This is a genomic window from Kribbella aluminosa (assembly GCF_017876295.1).
In the GTDB taxonomy this organism is placed as follows: Bacteria; Actinomycetota; Actinomycetes; order Propionibacteriales; family Kribbellaceae; genus Kribbella; species Kribbella aluminosa.
This window is the reverse complement of the sequence record NZ_JAGINT010000001.1, coordinates 323,595-338,773: the sequence shown is the minus strand read 5'-3', so window position 1 is coordinate 338,773 and position 15,179 is coordinate 323,595. Positions and strand designations below refer to the sequence as shown.

At 69.3% G+C, this 15,179-nt stretch carries 11 protein-coding genes; 7 read left to right on the top strand and 4 right to left on the bottom strand.

Annotation, left to right across the window (positions count from 1 at the left end; genetic code table 11):
- Positions 1-8 precede the first annotated feature (8 nt).
- Positions 9-506 carry a DUF2867 domain-containing protein gene (locus tag JOF29_RS01700; protein WP_209692469.1) on the top strand — a complete coding sequence of 166 codons (498 nt, stop codon included), beginning with the start codon at positions 9-11 and terminating at the stop codon, positions 504-506.
- On the opposite strand, the gene JOF29_RS01695 is transcribed toward JOF29_RS01700, so the two are convergent.
- A complete protein-coding gene (locus JOF29_RS01695) occupies positions 454-2,289 on the bottom strand; it encodes an ABC transporter permease (RefSeq protein WP_245357403.1) in 1,836 nt (611 codons plus the stop codon). The two genes, JOF29_RS01700 and JOF29_RS01695, sit on opposite strands and share 53 nt — an antisense overlap.
- A 69-nt stretch (positions 2,290-2,358) precedes the next feature.
- Positions 2,359-2,913 (bottom strand): TetR/AcrR family transcriptional regulator, encoded by a 555-nt coding sequence (locus tag JOF29_RS01690; RefSeq protein ID WP_307863100.1) that lies wholly within the window; start codon positions 2,911-2,913, stop codon positions 2,359-2,361.
- A gap of 115 nt (positions 2,914-3,028) precedes the next feature.
- Here JOF29_RS01690 and JOF29_RS01685 point away from each other — a divergent pair, with 115 nt between their 5' ends.
- On the top strand, positions 3,029-5,677 hold the full coding sequence (locus tag JOF29_RS01685; RefSeq protein ID WP_245357759.1) for a bifunctional FO biosynthesis protein CofGH: 2,649 nt from the start codon (positions 3,029-3,031) through the stop codon (positions 5,675-5,677).
- A gap of 512 nt (positions 5,678-6,189) precedes the next feature.
- Here JOF29_RS01685 and JOF29_RS01680 read toward each other — a convergent pair.
- A complete protein-coding gene (locus JOF29_RS01680; RefSeq protein ID WP_209692466.1) occupies positions 6,190-6,828 on the bottom strand; it encodes a hypothetical protein in 639 nt (212 codons plus the stop codon).
- Positions 6,821-8,743 (bottom strand): acyl-CoA dehydrogenase family protein, encoded by a 1,923-nt coding sequence (locus JOF29_RS01675; RefSeq protein WP_209692465.1) that lies wholly within the window; start codon positions 8,741-8,743, stop codon positions 6,821-6,823. Before JOF29_RS01675 ends, JOF29_RS01680 begins: the two co-directional genes overlap by 8 nt.
- A gap of 100 nt (positions 8,744-8,843) precedes the next feature.
- On the opposite strand from JOF29_RS01675, the gene JOF29_RS01670 reads away from it, so the two are divergent.
- The 5 genes from JOF29_RS01670 (at position 8,844) to lanKC (ending at position 15,175) form a co-directional block, all read left to right on the top strand.
- Entirely contained in the window at positions 8,844-9,239 is a 396-nt protein-coding gene (locus JOF29_RS01670; protein ID WP_209692464.1) for a TOBE domain-containing protein, read from the top strand.
- Positions 9,239-10,021, top strand: coding sequence for a molybdate ABC transporter substrate-binding protein (modA, locus tag JOF29_RS01665; RefSeq protein WP_209692463.1), 783 nt, complete (start codon positions 9,239-9,241; stop codon positions 10,019-10,021). The genes JOF29_RS01670 and modA overlap by 1 nt, the downstream gene beginning before the upstream one ends.
- 56 nt (positions 10,022-10,077) lie before the next feature.
- Positions 10,078-10,824, top strand: a complete 747-nt coding sequence (gene modB, locus JOF29_RS01660) for a molybdate ABC transporter permease subunit (RefSeq protein ID WP_245357401.1) — start codon at positions 10,078-10,080, stop codon at positions 10,822-10,824.
- Positions 10,821-11,882 (top strand): ABC transporter ATP-binding protein, encoded by a 1,062-nt coding sequence (locus tag JOF29_RS01655; RefSeq protein ID WP_209692461.1) that lies wholly within the window; start codon positions 10,821-10,823, stop codon positions 11,880-11,882. The genes modB and JOF29_RS01655 overlap by 4 nt, the downstream gene beginning before the upstream one ends.
- 695 nt (positions 11,883-12,577) lie before the next feature.
- The gene (gene lanKC, locus JOF29_RS01650) at positions 12,578-15,175 is read left to right on the top strand and encodes a class III lanthionine synthetase LanKC (protein WP_209692460.1); all 2,598 of its coding nucleotides are present in this window, start codon (positions 12,578-12,580) and stop codon (positions 15,173-15,175) included.
- Positions 15,176-15,179 lie beyond the last annotated feature (4 nt).

The window sequence follows — 15,179 nt, the reverse complement described above, 5'->3', positions numbered from 1 at the left end:
GAGGGGCGATGCCCACCACTCTGCACGAGCTCGACGACCTGATGCCGGTCGTGGACGAGATCGACGTGAAGACGGCGCGCGGCGACGTCACGCTGCGGGAGTTCACCGCGGGCGCGCTGGGCTACAGTCCCTTGTGGGTCAAGGGATTGTTCGCCGCCCGGATGGCCGTCGCCGCCGTACTCCGGCTGGAAACCACCGGCGTACCGGAATCGCGCCGGCTGCGGCCGGAAACGGTGAGTTTCACGCCCGGCGAGAAGGACGCGTTCTTCACCGTGATGCGTGGCGAGGAGGACCACTATCTGCTGCTCAGGGTGACGGACAACCACCTGATCGGGTACCTCGCGATCATCACCGACGACGAGCGGCCCGCGACCTTCAAGGTCGTCACGCTGGTGAAGTTCCTGCGCCCCGCCGGGCGGTTGTACTACAACCTGGTCCGGCCGTTCCACCACGTCATCGTCCTCGGTATGTGCCGAGCCGGCCAGACGTGGCGCGCGAAGCGGTGAGCGCCGCGGTGCCGCCGACCACGACCAGCGCCGCGCCGAAGATCAGCCCGAGCAGCCGCCACGGAATCGCCAACGCAGCAAGGCCGTAAGGCCCGGCCGCGATACCCGCCAGCGCGGCCGCCGCCACCAAGGATCCGAGCAGTACGCCGACCACGACAACGGTTGCCGATTCGACGACCGCGACCGCGACAACCTGCCCGCGGGTCAACCCGGCCAACCTCGACAGGGTGAACTCCTGCCGCCGGTCGGCCGTCGACATCACGACCGCGTTGACGACCGCCACCGCCGTGAAGATCCCGGCCAGGCCCATCAACGCGGCGAAGAGGTCGGCGTTGCTGCGCTGCTGCGCCTCCCCGCGGGCGGCCGCCCACTTCTTCACGGGCTGACCGTCCAACGTCCCGCCGGGTGCGAGCTTCACCAGCGTCTCGGTCCGCCCACCGGCCGGCAGCAGCGTCCGCGGAATGAAGAAGTTCTCGCTGACGTCAAGCGTTTCCGGCATGATCGCCACCACCCGGACGGTCGTCCATTTGTTGCCGAGCGCAACCTTGAGCGTGGACCCGAGCTTGTACCCCTCGACCGCCATTCCCGGCCCGATCGCAATCGTGTTCCCGGTCAGTCGATCCAGCGAACCCTTGCGCGGGCGCAGCTTGTGCGTCGCCCGGTACGCCGCCGGATCGATCCCGATCGCCTCGGAGTACACCGTTTTCCGTCCGCGCGTCACGACGATCGGTACGGCGGTCTGCACCGACGCGGCCGCGATCCCCGGACCGGGAGCGACCGGGTGGTCGAGGACGACGTCGGCGGTGATCAGCCGTTGCTGCTCGACGCCGACCGCCTTCGCCAGCGACCCGAACGTGCCCCACATCCCGACCACCAGGCCGACCAGCACGATCAACGGCGCCGCGGTCGCCGCACTCCGGCGTACCGCGTGCAGGACGCCGGCCCGCGCGAGGTCGGCGATCAAGTTGCCGCGGACAACGACCGCGGGGAGCCGGCCGATCAGCGGTACGACGACCGGGCTCAGCTGGCTCAACGCGACGGACCCGCTGATCATCACGACCAGCCCGATCAACAACCCGGCGACCAGATCCCGCGCCGCCTGCGCCACGATCACCAGCAGTATCGTGCAGAACGCGGCCGACAGGCCCCAGAACCACCGCCATCCCGTCATCACCCGGAGCGCCGACCGTCCCTCGACGACGGCCTCCAGCGGTCTGATCCGCGACGCCCGCCAGGCGGCGGCGAGTACGCCGGCCAACGCCGTACAGATGCCGACGATCATCGCGGCCCACACCGCACCCTGGTCCCACGGCGCGTCGAACCAGGACGGCAGCATCCCCAGCTCGACCAGCAGCCACGACTGTGCCCAGGTCGCCAGCGCTCCGAGCGGTACGCCGAGCACGCTGCCGACCGCCCCGAGCAGCGCGGCCTCGACCACCACCATCACGCACAGGTAGCCGCGCTGCGCCCCGACCAGCCGGAGCAGCCCGAACTCACGCCGCCGCTGCACGGTCATGAACCCGAACGTCGTACTGACGATGAACACACTCAGGAAAACGGCGAGCATGACCGACATTCCGAGCAGTGTCGCGGCGCCGACGTACCCCTCGCGGACCTGTGCCCGCTGGTACGCCGACAGCGCGGCCGGAAGTACCGGGTGATCGGTGGCCGCGAGCAACTGCAGATCCGACTGCACCAGGCCGACCCCGAGCGCAACGGCCACCACCGCACCCGCGAACAGCTGCCACCTGGTGCGTAGCGCTCCGACAGACAACCTCAGCATTCGTCCAGCCAACCGCCCGGAGCCGCGCCGTACGCTGGCCTGCGCACCCGGCCGCGGGTAGCTCCCGCGCTACCTCAGCACCTCGAGCAGGGCCGCGAGCTCTCGCCGGTCGACCTTCCGCGCGCCGATCAGCGCCTGCATCAGCAGGCCGTCCAGTGCCGCGACCAGCAGGCGGGCCTTCTCCGGATCGGCCGTGAACGTCCGCGCGATCTCGGTCAACGGTTCCAGCCACGCGCGCGCCGACTCCCGCAGCTCGGGCCGCCGCGCCGCGTACAGGTACAGCTCGTAGAGCGCCAGCGTCCGGCCACGCCGCCGTACGACGCTGTGCTCGATCAGCCGGGCCAGCTCGTCGGCCGGGCGGGCTCCCAGCTCGCTCCCCCGGCCGTCCAGTTCGACGGCGAGATCCTCCGCGGCCGACTGCAGCGCCGCGACCAGCAGGGCGTCCAGGGTCGGGAAGTGGTAGGTGATCGAGGCGAGCGAGACATCGGCCTCGGCGGCCACCGCGCGATGACTCACACCTGCGACTCCGTCGCGTTCTATCACGGACAGGGTTGCTGTCAGCAGCTCGCTCCGGCGCTGCTCACCGCGCCTGCGGCGGCCGTCGGCACCCTGTCTGACCTGCACGAACAGCAAACTATCAGGACGTCCGTACGGATTGATTTTGGTGCCCGGAATCGCGGGATCAACCGTTTTCCGCAACTTAGGCTCGGATTCCGTGGCCACTGAACTGACGACTGCGATGCGACGCGCCCTGAAGCGCGCGGACGACGGCAAGACCCTCGACCCGGCGGAGGTGGAGGTGCTGCTCGGCGCGAGCGGCGACGCGCTGACCGCGCTGATGGCGACCGCGGCCCGGGTCCGCGACCAGGGCCTGGCCGACGCCGGCCGGCCGGGCGTGATCACGTACTCGAAGAAGGTCTTCGTCCCGCTGACGCGGCTGTGCCGGGACCGCTGCCACTACTGCACGTTCGCCACCACGCCGGGCCGGGTGCACGCGCCGTACCTGTCGCCGGACGAGGTGCTGGAGATCGCGCGGCAGGGTGCGGCGATGGGCTGCAAGGAGGCGCTGTTCACGCTCGGGGACGCGCCGGAGCAGCGGTGGGACGCGGCGCGGACGTGGCTGGAGGAGGCCGGGTACGACAGCACGCTGGACTACGTACGGGCGATGGCGATCCGGGTGCTCGAGGAGACCGGGTTGCTGCCGCACCTGAACCCGGGCGTGATGTCGTGGCAGGACCTGCAGCGGTTGAAGCCGGTCGCGCCGAGCATGGGGATGATGCTCGAGACCACGTCGCGGCGGTTGTTCGAGGAGAAGGGCCAGCCGCACTTCGGGTCGCCGGACAAGGACCCGGCGGTCCGGCTGCGGGTGCTGGAGGACGCCGGGCGGTCGAACGTGCCGTTCACCAGCGGGCTGCTGATCGGGATCGGGGAAACGCTTTCGGAACGTGCGGAATCGATTTTCGCGCTGCGGAAGATCGCGCGGCAGTACAACGGGTTGCAGGAGATCATCATCCAGGGATTCCGGGTGAAGCCGGACACCGCGATGCGCAACGACGCCGACGTACCGCTGGACGAGTGGCTGGCGGCGATCGCCACGACGCGGATCGTGCTCGGGTCGCGGGTGCGGGTGCAGGCGCCGCCGAACCTCGTCGATCTGGGTGAGTGCCGGCTGTTGCTGGATGCCGGCGTCGACGACTTCGGTGGGGTGTCGCCGTTGACGCCCGATCACGTGAATCCGGAGCGGCCGTGGCCGCAGATCGACGACCTGGCGAAGGTGACCGCCGACGCCGGGTTCGTGTTGCGGGAGCGGTTGACCGCGCACCCGGAGTACCTGCGCGAGCCGTGGCTCGACCCGCGGCTGATCGCCCACGTCGAGGCGCTCGTCGACCCGGAAACCGGCCTGGCCGACGAGTCCGCCATGCCCGTCGGCCTCCCGTGGCAGGAGCCGGACGGCGGCTGGGACAGCGTCGGTCGCACCGACCTGCACACAGCCATCGACACCGAAGGCCGCCGGACCGAAACCCGCTCCGACTTCGACGCCGCCTACGGCGACTGGGACGCCCTCCGAGAAGACGTAGCCGCCCGCCGCACCACCGAAGCAGCCGCAGTTGCTGGGGGGACGGAGGCTACGGGCGGCGCCCCCTCCCTCGGAGCGAATGCCGCCGCCACCTCCCCCGAGACAGCAGCCGCTCCCGGCGGGGGGACCCTTGCCGCGGGCGACGCCCACTCCTCCTTGGGGGGAGGGGTCGCTCCGGAGCGGATCTCGGCTGAGGTGAAGGCTGCGCTGTCTGCGGCGGAGCGGGATCCGGCGGGGCTTTCGGACGCGCAGGCGTTGACTCTGATGACGGTCAGCGGGGCTGCGCTGGACGAGTTGGCGCGGATTGCCGACGGGTTGCGGAAGGCGACGGTCGGGGACGACGTCACGTATGTGGTGAACCGGAACATCAACTTCACCAACGTCTGCTACACCGGCTGCCGGTTCTGCGCGTTCGCGCAGCGGCGTACGGACGCCGACGCCTACTCGCTCTCGATGGACGAGGTCGGGCAGCGCGCCGAGGAAGCCTGGGTGATCGGCGCGACCGAGGTCTGCATGCAGGGCGGTATCCACCCCGACCTCCCCGGTACGGCGTACGCCGACCTGGTCCGCGCGGTGAAGGACCGGGTCCCGGACATGCACGTGCACGCCTACTCGCCGATGGAGATCATCAACGGCTCGGTCCGTACCGGCCTGTCCATCGAGGAGTTCCTGATCTCGGTGAAGGAGGCCGGCCTGGACAGCATCCCGGGTACCGCGGCCGAGATCCTCGACGACGACGTCCGCTGGATCCTCACCAAGGGAAAGTTGCCGACGGCAAGCTGGATCGAGGTGATCAGTACCGCGCACCGCGTCGGCCTGCCGTCCAGCTCGACGATGATGTACGGCCACGTGGACGCCCCGCACCACTGGGTGCAGCACCTGCGCACGATCGCGGCGGTGCAGGACCAGACCGGCGGCTTCACCGAGTTCGTGCTGCTGCCGTTCATCCACCAGAACTCGCCGATCTACCTGGCCGGCATCGCCCGCCCCGGCCCGACGTACGACGAGAACCGGGCAGTGCACGCGATGGCGCGGATCATGCTGCACGGCCGGATCGACAACATCCAGTGCTCCTGGGTGAAGCTCGGCGTCGACGGCTGCGTCGCGGTCCTGAACGGCGGCGTGAACGATATCGGCGGCACGCTGATGGAGGAGACCATCAGCCGGATGGCCGGCTCCAAGCACGGCAGCCGCAAGTCGATCGCCGAACTCACCGCGATGGCGGACGCCGCCGGCCGCCCGGCGCGGCAGCGCACCACGACGTACGGCGAGGTCCCGGCCCGCCCGGCGACCGAGCTCGAACTCGCCTGACCGGCGACGACGCCCCCCGGCGGGTGCAGGCGGTCGTCGAGCTGCTGAAAGTCTGACCACTTGCCCAGAGCATTGTTGTTGCAGCAGGCAACATATCTACGGAAAGTGAAGGAAGTTTTACTGAGCGTTGCTTACTTCAAAGGCAATGCAAATGTTTGAACCGGAGGATTCCCGGTACCCCGGGCCGCATGACAGTTTTCTCATGTCGGCGACGGACGGGTCGCCGGTACTGGGTCCAGGTGGTTCCGATGCACTCCCGTCCGCGACCGGACTGTACCTCCCCTGCCGGCCGCGGAATGGGTCTCGGGCCCGCCCTCCTTCGGGCCACTGCCCTCTCGGGGCAACAGCAGGACGCCGACCGTGTCGGTGGGGTGTTGGTCGCCAGTGAGGTGGCGACCAACACCCGACGCGGTCGGCGTTTCTTTCTGGAGACCGTCCGCTGTACTGGTGCTGCTGGGGACCAGCACAGCGGGCGGTTTTCCGGTTCGGGCAGGTTCCGGTTCGGGCAGGTTTCAGTACGGGTAGGTGTCGTCGCGCCGGGTCGGGTCCAGGTCCCAGAGGGAGAACTGGACGATCTTGTGGGACTCCTCGCCGCCGCCCGGGATCAGGCCGAACGACTCGTACGCCTTCGAGCCCATGCCGTCCAGGTAGCAGAGCAGCTCGAACGCCGACTGGGCGTCCTCGATGTCGTCGACGGCGTCGTCGGTCAGCGCGTCGTCCGGGGCGTCCTCCGCCCGGCTGCGCACGTACCGCACGAAGGCGTCCGGGTCGGTCACCACGTAGTCGTAGCGCGCCTGGTAGCTGAGCCGCAGGCCGTTCTCCGGTAGCAGCGGCTCCTCGAGATCGTCCAGGTCGTCCAGTGCGTTGCCCTCGACGATCTCCCGGTAGTCGGCGGGATCGTCGAAGTCGTCGGGGCCGAGGGGCAGGTCGTCCAGCTCGTCGCGGTCGTACGAGTCGATCCCGAGGAAGATGTCGCCCCATCCGCGTTCGTGTACGGCGTCCGCCAGCGCCCGGGCCTGCACCCGGACGCTCTCGATCGCGGCGGTCGCCCGCAGGTCGTGCAGGTCCAGAGCATCCGCCTGCTCCAGCAACACCCGGGCGAGTTCACGGGCGGCCTCGGCAGCCGACGCGGGTTCGATCGACTCACTCATGCAGTGACGGTACAACGATGGGCACATCCACCGCCGCGCCCGGTACGCCGAACGCGTCGACCAGGTCGACCGCGACCGGGCGGATTACCGCGCACAGCTCGTTGACCAGGGCGGTGATCGCCTTCGAGCGGCCCGGTGAGAGCCGGCCGTGTTCGAGGTACCAGGCGCGCTCCGACTCGATCGTCACCAGGGCATGCAGGTCGTACAGGTCCTGCAGCGCCGGCCGGATCTCGTCCGGCGCGTTCTGCACGGCGGACTGGAACGCCTCCAGCACCACCCGGTCCACATGCGCCCGGCCGGCCGCGATCACGTGGTCCTGGCACCGGTTGAACACGTCGAACGCATCGTCCCCGGCGTCGACCCCGGCCTTCAGCCGCCGCGCCACCCCGGACAGCATGTGCTCCTCGCGATAGCGGAGCAGTCCCGAGTGGTAGGCGTCGTCCCGCAGCCCGGCGTCCGGATCCCCGGCGTCGCTCCGGTTCGGTACGACGTCCCGGAGCCGCTCGATCAACGGGCGGAGCGCCGCCTTCTCGACCGCGATCTCCACCGCCTGCGCCGCCACGAACCGCGCCGTACCCAACGGGTCCAGCTCGCCGAACGACCGCCGGTAGTCGGTCAGCAGGCCCTTCGCCACCAGTTGCAGCAGGACGGTGTTGTCGCCCTCGAAGGTGGTGAAGACGTCGGTGTCCGCCTTCAGCGTGGCCAGCCGGTTCTCCGAGAGGTAGCCCGCTCCGCCGCAGGCCTCCCGGCAGAGCTGGATCGTCTCGGTCGCGTGCCAGGTGCCGAGTGCCTTCGTCCCGGCCGCCTGAGCCTCCAGCGCCCGCCTGTCGTGCTCTCCGCGATCGTCGGTGAACACCCGGGCGAACTCCTCGACCAGCTCGGCCTGCGCGAAGTGCAGCGCGTACGTCCGGGCGAGCAGCGGCAACAGTCGGCGCTGGTGCATCCGGTAGTCGAGCAGCACGGTCTCCTCGCTGCTCCCCGGCGCCCCGAACTGCCGGCGTTGTGCGCCGTACCGGATCGCGATCGTGAGCGCCACCTTGCTCGCGTTGATCGCCGCGCCACCGACCGACACCCGGCCCTGCACGAGCGTCCCGAGCATCGTGAAGAACCGTCGGTCCGGGTTCTCGATCGGGCTGCTGTAGTTGCCGTCAGCATCGACCTGGGCATACCTGTCCAGCAGCGCGTCCCGCGGCACCCGGACGTGGTCGAAGACGATCCGCCCGTTGTCCACACCGTTCAGCCCGAGCTTCGGTCCGCAGTCCGACAGCGTCACGCCGGGCAGCACCGCGCCGTCGGCGTCCCGGATCGGGACCAGCAGGCAGTGCACCCCATGGCTCTCGCCGCCGACCACGAGCTGCGCGAACACGGCCGCCATCCGCCCGTGCCGGGCCGCGTTCCCGATGTAGTCCTTGCGCGCCGCACCGGTCGGCGTGTGCACGACGAACTCTCCCGTCACCCCGTCGTACGTCGCCGTCGTGCCGAGAGCCTGGACATTCGACCCGTGGCCGGTCTCGGTCATCGCGAAGCAGCCGAGCAGCCGCCCGCTGATCGCGTCCGCCAGATACCGCTCGTGGTGCCGCTCGGTGCCGAGGTGCAGGATCGCGCCGGCGAACAGCCCGAACTGCACACCGGCCTTGACCATCAGCGACAGGTCGCCGAAGGCCAGTGTCTCGAAGGCCGCGATGAAGCCGCCGAGGTCCGCCGCCCCGCCGTACTCCTTCGGGTATCCGCGCGCGGGCAGCCCGGCCGCGGCCGACTCCAGCAACAGCTCGAGAACCTTGTCCCGGTACTCGTCCGGCGGCAACTGCACCGCCAGGTCCTTCATCTCGGCGTGCGCGGCCAAGGCGGCCCGCACGGCGTCCCGCGCCGCCTTGTGCGGCCCGTCCAGGTGGTCTCGCATCGCCGTTGTCCTCATGCCCTTTAACTTACGAGGATTCACCCCCACTTTCCGTCACCGATCCGTGACTGTGGAAAAGCTGGCATCAATCCGTATCCGCGGAAGTATGCTGTCTACCGTGCCGAGTTTGCGGGTAAGTGAGGCGGCCGCGCTCCTGGGCGTCAGTGACGACACGGTGCGCCGCTGGATCGATCAGGGCCGGCTGCCGTCGCAGCAGGAGAACGGCCGGATGGCGATCGCCGGGCAAGCGCTCGCCGTGTTCGCCCAGGAGCTGGCGGACTCCCCGGAGCCCGGGAACACCACCGCCGCCTCGGCGCGGAACCGGATGCGCGGGATCGTCACCCGGGTGCTCAAGGACGGTGTGATGGCGCAGGTCGAGCTGCAGGCCGGGCCGTTCCGGGTCGTGTCGCTGATGAGCCGCGAGGCCGCCGACGAGCTCGGACTGGAGCCCGGCGTGATCGCGGTCGCCTCGATCAAGTCCACCCATGTCGTCGTCGAGATCCCGGAGGCCTGATGTTCCGCCGTACCGCGTTCGCCGCCCTGGCTGCTGTCGCCGCCTTCGCCCTCGCCGGGTGCGGGAGCAACACTCCGGCCTCGTCCACGTCGCCCTCGGCCTCCGGTACGCCGTCGTTGTCCGGTGAGATCAACGTGTTCGCCGCCGCGTCGCTGACCGGGACGTTCACCCAGTTGGGCAAGGACTTCGAGGCCGCGCACCCCGGCGTGAAGGTGACCTTCAGCTTCGACGCCAGCTCGGCGCTCGCGCAGCAGATCAACAAGGGCGCGCCGGCCGACGTGTTCGCCTCCGCCGCGCCGAAGAACATGGACCAGGTGACGGACAGGAACACGCCGACCACGTTCGTGAAGAACACCCTGGAGATCGCCGTACCGAAGGGCAACCCGGGCCACATCACCGGCCTGAAGGACTTCACCGACAAGAGCAAGAAGATCGCCCTGTGCGCCCCTGAGGTGCCGTGCGGTGCGGCCGCGCAGAAGGTGTTCAAGGCCGCCGGGCTCACCGCCCAGCCGGACACCCTGGAGAAGGACGTGAAGGCGGCACTCACCAAGGTCAGCCTCGACGAGGTCGACGCGGCCCTGGTCTACAAGACCGACGTACTGTCGGCCAAGGACAAGGTCGAGGGCATCGAGTTCCCGGAGGCGAGCAAGGCGGTCAACGAGTATCCGATCGCCACGCTGACCAAGGCACCGAACCCCGACGGTGCGAAGGCGTTCGTCGACTACGTGCTGTCGGACAAGGGCAAGGCGGTCCTGACCGCCGCGGGCTTCGACGCACCGTGAGCCGCCGTGGCAGGAGTACGACAGGGCGACTGCCCCTCGCACTCCTGCTACCTGCATTGCTCGGACTGGCGTTCCTTCTCGTCCCGCTGATCGGTCTGCTCACGCAGGCTCCCTGGTCGACGCTCCCGGCGCGGCTGTTCAGCGCTGACGTCTGGCAAGCGCTGCGGCTGTCACTGGTCTGCGCTACCTCCGCAACTGCATTGTGTGTACTGCTGGGCGTCCCGCTGGCGTGGCTGCTCGCCAGAGGCGGCCTGCCGGGGCGCAGTGTCATCAGGGCCTTCGTAACAGTGCCCCTGGTTCTACCGCCGGTCGTCGGCGGTGTTGCTCTGCTGCTGGTGCTCGGGCGACGTGGGCTGGTTGGTCAGTACCTCGACTCCTGGTTCGGGATCTCCTTGCCGTTCACAACGGCCGGTGTGGTCGTCGCTGAGGCGTTCGTGGCCATGCCGTTCCTGGTGATCTCGGTGGAGGGTGCCCTGCGCGCAGCGGACCCGCGGTACGAGGAGGCGGCCGCGACACTCGGGGCGGGCCGCTGGACGACGTTCCGGCGCGTGACGCTGCCGTCGATCGCGCCGGGTGTGGTTGCCGGCATGGTGTTGTGCTGGGCGCGGGCGCTGGGCGAGTTCGGCGCCACTATTACGTTCGCGGGCAACTTCCCGGGGCGTACGACGACCATGCCGCTCGCCGTCTACCTGGCGTTGGAGACCGACCCCGACATCGCCGTCGTACTCAGTCTGGTCCTCCTGCTCGTCTCGGTCGTCGTACTGGCGTCGCTGCGCGAGCGCTGGATCAGTGGGCTGCGATGACCCTGCACGCCGACCTGCGAGTACGCCGCGGCGCCTTTGGCCTCGCCCTGGACCTGGTTGTCGAGCCGGGTGAGGTTGTCGCGCTTCTTGGACCGAACGGCGCCGGCAAGACCACCGCTCTGCGTGCGATCTCCGGGCTACTCGCACTGGACGGTGGACGCATCGCACTGGACTCCGATGTGTGGGACGCGCCGCCGCGTACCTTCCGTACGCCGGACCGTCGGCCGATCGGCGTGGTGTTCCAGGACTACCTGCTGTTCAACCACCTGAGTTCCTTGGAGAACGTCGCGTTCGGTCTCCGTGCCCGCGGCGTGGAGAAGCAGACTGCCCGTACGGAGGCTGCCCGGTGGCTGGAGATCGTCGGCCTGTCGGAGTACGCCCGTACCCGCCCCCGCGCGCTGTCCGGCGGTCAGGCCCAACGGGTAGCGCTGGCACGAGCCCTGGCCACAGAGCCGGAGGTGCTACTCCTCGACGAGCCCCTGGCCGCACTGGACGCCAGTACGACGCTGCACGTCCGCGCGGAGCTCGGCCAGCACCTCTCCCGCTTCGAGGGCCGCACCCTGCTGGTCACACACGACCCCCTGGACGCCATGGTGCTCGCAGACCGCCTGGTCATCATCGAGAACGGCCAGCTGGTCCAGGAAGGCAAACCCACCGAGGTTGCGCACCGTCCACGCACCGACTACGTAGCCCAGCTCGTAGGCCTCAACCTCTACCAGGGCACCGCGGCCGGCACCACCGTCACGCTGGCCGAAGGCGGCTCCATCACGCTCGCGGAGCCGGCAACAGGAGCGGTCCACGTGGCCTTCCCGCCGACCGCGGTGAGCCTCTACCCGACCGCACCCGCCGGCAGCCCCCGCAACACCTGGCCGGCCGTTGTCACCGGCATCGAACAGCATGCACACACGGTCCGCATCCGTCTGGACGCCGCGCCCGCCGGCCCCGCCGATCTCCTCGCAGACATCACCCCCGCCGCAGTGGCCGACCTCCGCCTCACCCCCGGCCAGCGCCTCCACACCACCCTCAAAGCCACCGAGGTCCACACCTACCCCGTGTAAGCACGAACACGCGCCAGCATCGGGAAGGGCGAGAACAGCGTCATTTTCGTCAAGAAGCAGATGGCGGGTTTCGAGGCCCTCCGGGCGGAGATTCTGGGACGCCTGTAGTGCGCCCCGCGTCCGGAAAGCCGGATCTCGGCCTCACAGCTCTGAGATGCGCACACACCCCAAAGGGGATCTTCTGACTGATGTATGGGTGGGATGGCGCGGTCCGGATGTCGCGGGGCGTGCCGGCGTGCCGGCGTGCCGGCGTACAGGCCATGTCCGGCGGCAGGTTAGTGCACCTGAGCGTGACCGCGCCCGCACGTACAGCGTCCCGCTGGCGCTCTACCTGTCGCCGCGCACCGATCTGTTCGTCGAGTCGTGGGATTCGGCGAGCGACACGCCGTAGCCCGCGACCCCGATCCACGACTCGCGGTCGAGGGCTCCAGCCAAACGCCACGACTCGAGGCCCGGCGACCGCGAGCTACGACGTGGGACTGGGGAAGTTACGGGTTGTGATGGGTTCGGGATGGATTGACATGTTGTTACGGCGGGTTCCACGCTCAAGGGGGGCAGACTGTAACGAAGAGTGTTTAGTTACTCACTCGTAGTGCATGCGTTCTTCACATGCGAGTGATGACAGAGTGCACTACGCCAAGGACTGAAAGACCTTCAGGATTTGTGGGGCACCACGAAAGGGGGGTCGGACAGTCATGCACGAGAGTTACGAGTTCTACTGCCTCGCGGATCGGCATTTCTACGAGACGCCGGCCAACCGGGGTGCCGCGTATCCGGACTTCGCGATCACGCAGCGACCGGTCCCGGACGGATGGCAGCACGTGCCGGGCGAGCAGTGGATGCATTACGCACCCGACGACCTGCGGCTGCCCGCGCAGGGCTGGAAGATCCACGTCTCGGCGCGCTTGCACGACGTCGAGCGAACGCTCGCCGCGGTCTGGGAGTACTGCGTCCCGCGCGGCATCGCGTTCAAGTTCCTGCGCAACGAGGCCGTCCTGGTGATGACGAACTCGAAGGCCGCTCCCCGCGGGTCGAGCGGCAAGCTGGTGACCATCTACCCGACCGACGACGCGCAGCTCGAGCTGGTCCTCAAGGAGCTCGACGACGTACTGCGAGGCGTCGAAGGCCCTTATATCCTGAGCGATCTGCGCTACGCCGAGGGACCGCTGTTCGTCCGGTACGGCGCTTTCGTCAGCCGCTACTGCCTGTCCCCGACCGGCGAGCGCGTGCTGGCGATCGAGGACGTGCACGGCAACCTCGTCCCGGACCACCGCGGCCCGACCTTCGTCACGCCGCCGTGGATGCGGCTCCCGGACTTCCTGCAGCCGCACCTGGACGCCCGCAACGCGGTCACCACCAACGACCTCGCGTACACGATCGACGGCGTCATCCAGTTCTCGAACGGCGGCGGCGTGTACCTCGGCCACCACACCGAGTCCGGCGCCCGCGTCGTACTCAAGGAAGGCCGGCCGTACGCCGGGCTGGACCTGGCCGGCCGGGACGCCGTGACGCGGATCGCCCACGAGCGCGACATCCTCGAGCAGCTCGAGGGCCTCGACGCGGTGCCGAAGACCCACGACTACCTGCAGCTGGGCGAGCACCACTTCCTCGTCCAGGAGCACATCGACTCGGTGTCGCTGCAACGCGAGCTGGTACGCCGGTATCCGCTCACGCACCCGGACGCGACCGAAACTCAGAAGGCCGAGTACGCCGACTGGGCGACCGCGATGGTCGCCAAGGTCGGCGAGGCCGTCGGGCAGCTGCACGAGCGCGGCGTGGTGTTCTGCGACCTGCACCCGGACAACCTGTTGCTCGACGTGAACGGCAAGCTCACGCTGATCGACTTCGAGGTCGCGACCAAGGCGGAGGACAAGGCGCGGTCGACGCTGGCCCACCCCGGGTACGCCGCACCGCAGGACCGGCAGGGCGTCGACGTCGACCGGTACGCGCTCGCCTGTATCGCGCTCGGCGTCTACGCGCCGCAGGCGACCATTCTGCTGAATCTCCATCCCGGTAAGGCGTTCCAGCTCGCGGACATGATCGCGGAGACCTTCCCGGTGCCGCGCGCGACGCTCGACGGGGCCGTCCGTACGATCGTCGGGACGGGCACCACCAACGACCTCTCAGACCTGGCACTGCCCGGCAAGGCCGAGTGGACCGACGTCCGCGCGGCGCTCGCCCGGTCGATCGTCGCGAGTGCTACACCGGAGCGCACCGACCGGTTGTTCCCCGGCGACATCGCGCAGTTCCGCGACGGCGGCGGGATCGACCTGGCGACGGGTGCGGCCGGTGTGCTGTACGCGCTCGCGAAGACCGGCGCCGGGCGTTTCCCCGAGTACGACGAATGGCTCCGGAAGCGGGCCTTCGACACCGCGGCCGGGCCGGGGCTGTACGACGGGCTGCACGGCGTCGCGCACGTACTCGACGAGCTCGGGCACCGCCAGGACGCGCTGGACCTGGTCGACCGTACCCTCGCCGACGACTGGAGCACCCGCGAGCTCGGGCTGCACTCCGGCCTCGCCGGGATCGGCCTGAACCTGCTGCACTTCGACACCGAGCCGGCACTTCGCGCGCAGGCCGTCCGGGTCCTCGACCTGGTGGCGGATCGCCTCGAGGCCGACGTACCGGAGATCAGCGGCGGGCAGTACGCGCGGGCCGGGCTGATGTACGGAGCGTCCGGGCCGGCGCTGCTGTTCCTCGACGCGTTCGAGCGGCTCGGGGACACCGGTCTGCTCGACCTCGCGGAGATCGCACTCCGGCAGGACCTGAAGCGGACCGTGCTCACCGAGGACGGCATGCGTCAGGTCAACCAGGGCTGGCGGACGCTGCCGTACCTCGAAGAAGGCTCGGCCGGTATCGCGCTCGTCCTGGAGAGATATCTGCGCCACCGTCCGTCCGACGAGCTCAGCACGATCCTCGACGAGCTCAAGCGGGTCACGCACTGTTCGTACTACGTCCAGCCCGGCCTGTTCATGGGTCGCGCCGGAGTTCTCCTCACGGCCGCTGCGCTCGGTGATACGCCTCTGAATGACACTGTCCATGACCTGGTGCACGGGCTCGGCTGGCACGCGATGCCGTTCGCGGGCGGTCTCGCGTACCCAGGCAACCAGCTGCTCCGTCTCTCGATGGACCTGGCGACCGGATCGGCCGGCGTACTGCTGGCCTTGGGTACGGCGCTGCACCATGCGGACCATGCGGACCATGCGGACCATGCGCCGATGTCCCTCCCGTTCCTCGGACCTCCCCAGTGGTCCGAGTTCTCATCCCGACGAACTGCACCGAAGGAGGTGTAAGAAC

Excerpts from the sequence above, each read along its gene's own strand:
- JOF29_RS01700 (WP_209692469.1), top strand. The coding sequence starts at position 9 with ATGCCCACCACTCTGCACGAGCTCGACGACCTGATGCCGGTCGTGGAC.
- JOF29_RS01695 (WP_245357403.1), bottom strand. The coding sequence starts at position 2,289 with ATGCTGAGGTTGTCTGTCGGAGCGCTACGCACCAGGTGGCAGCTGTTC.
- JOF29_RS01685 (WP_245357759.1), top strand. The coding sequence starts at position 3,029 with ATGCGACGCGCCCTGAAGCGCGCGGACGACGGCAAGACCCTCGACCCG.
- JOF29_RS01680 (WP_209692466.1), bottom strand. The coding sequence starts at position 6,828 with ATGAGTGAGTCGATCGAACCCGCGTCGGCTGCCGAGGCCGCCCGTGAA.
- JOF29_RS01675 (WP_209692465.1), bottom strand. The coding sequence starts at position 8,743 with ATGAGGACAACGGCGATGCGAGACCACCTGGACGGGCCGCACAAGGCG.
- modA (WP_209692463.1), top strand. The coding sequence starts at position 9,239 with ATGTTCCGCCGTACCGCGTTCGCCGCCCTGGCTGCTGTCGCCGCCTTC.
- JOF29_RS01655 (WP_209692461.1), top strand. The coding sequence starts at position 10,821 with ATGACCCTGCACGCCGACCTGCGAGTACGCCGCGGCGCCTTTGGCCTC.
- lanKC (WP_209692460.1), top strand. The coding sequence starts at position 12,578 with ATGCACGAGAGTTACGAGTTCTACTGCCTCGCGGATCGGCATTTCTAC.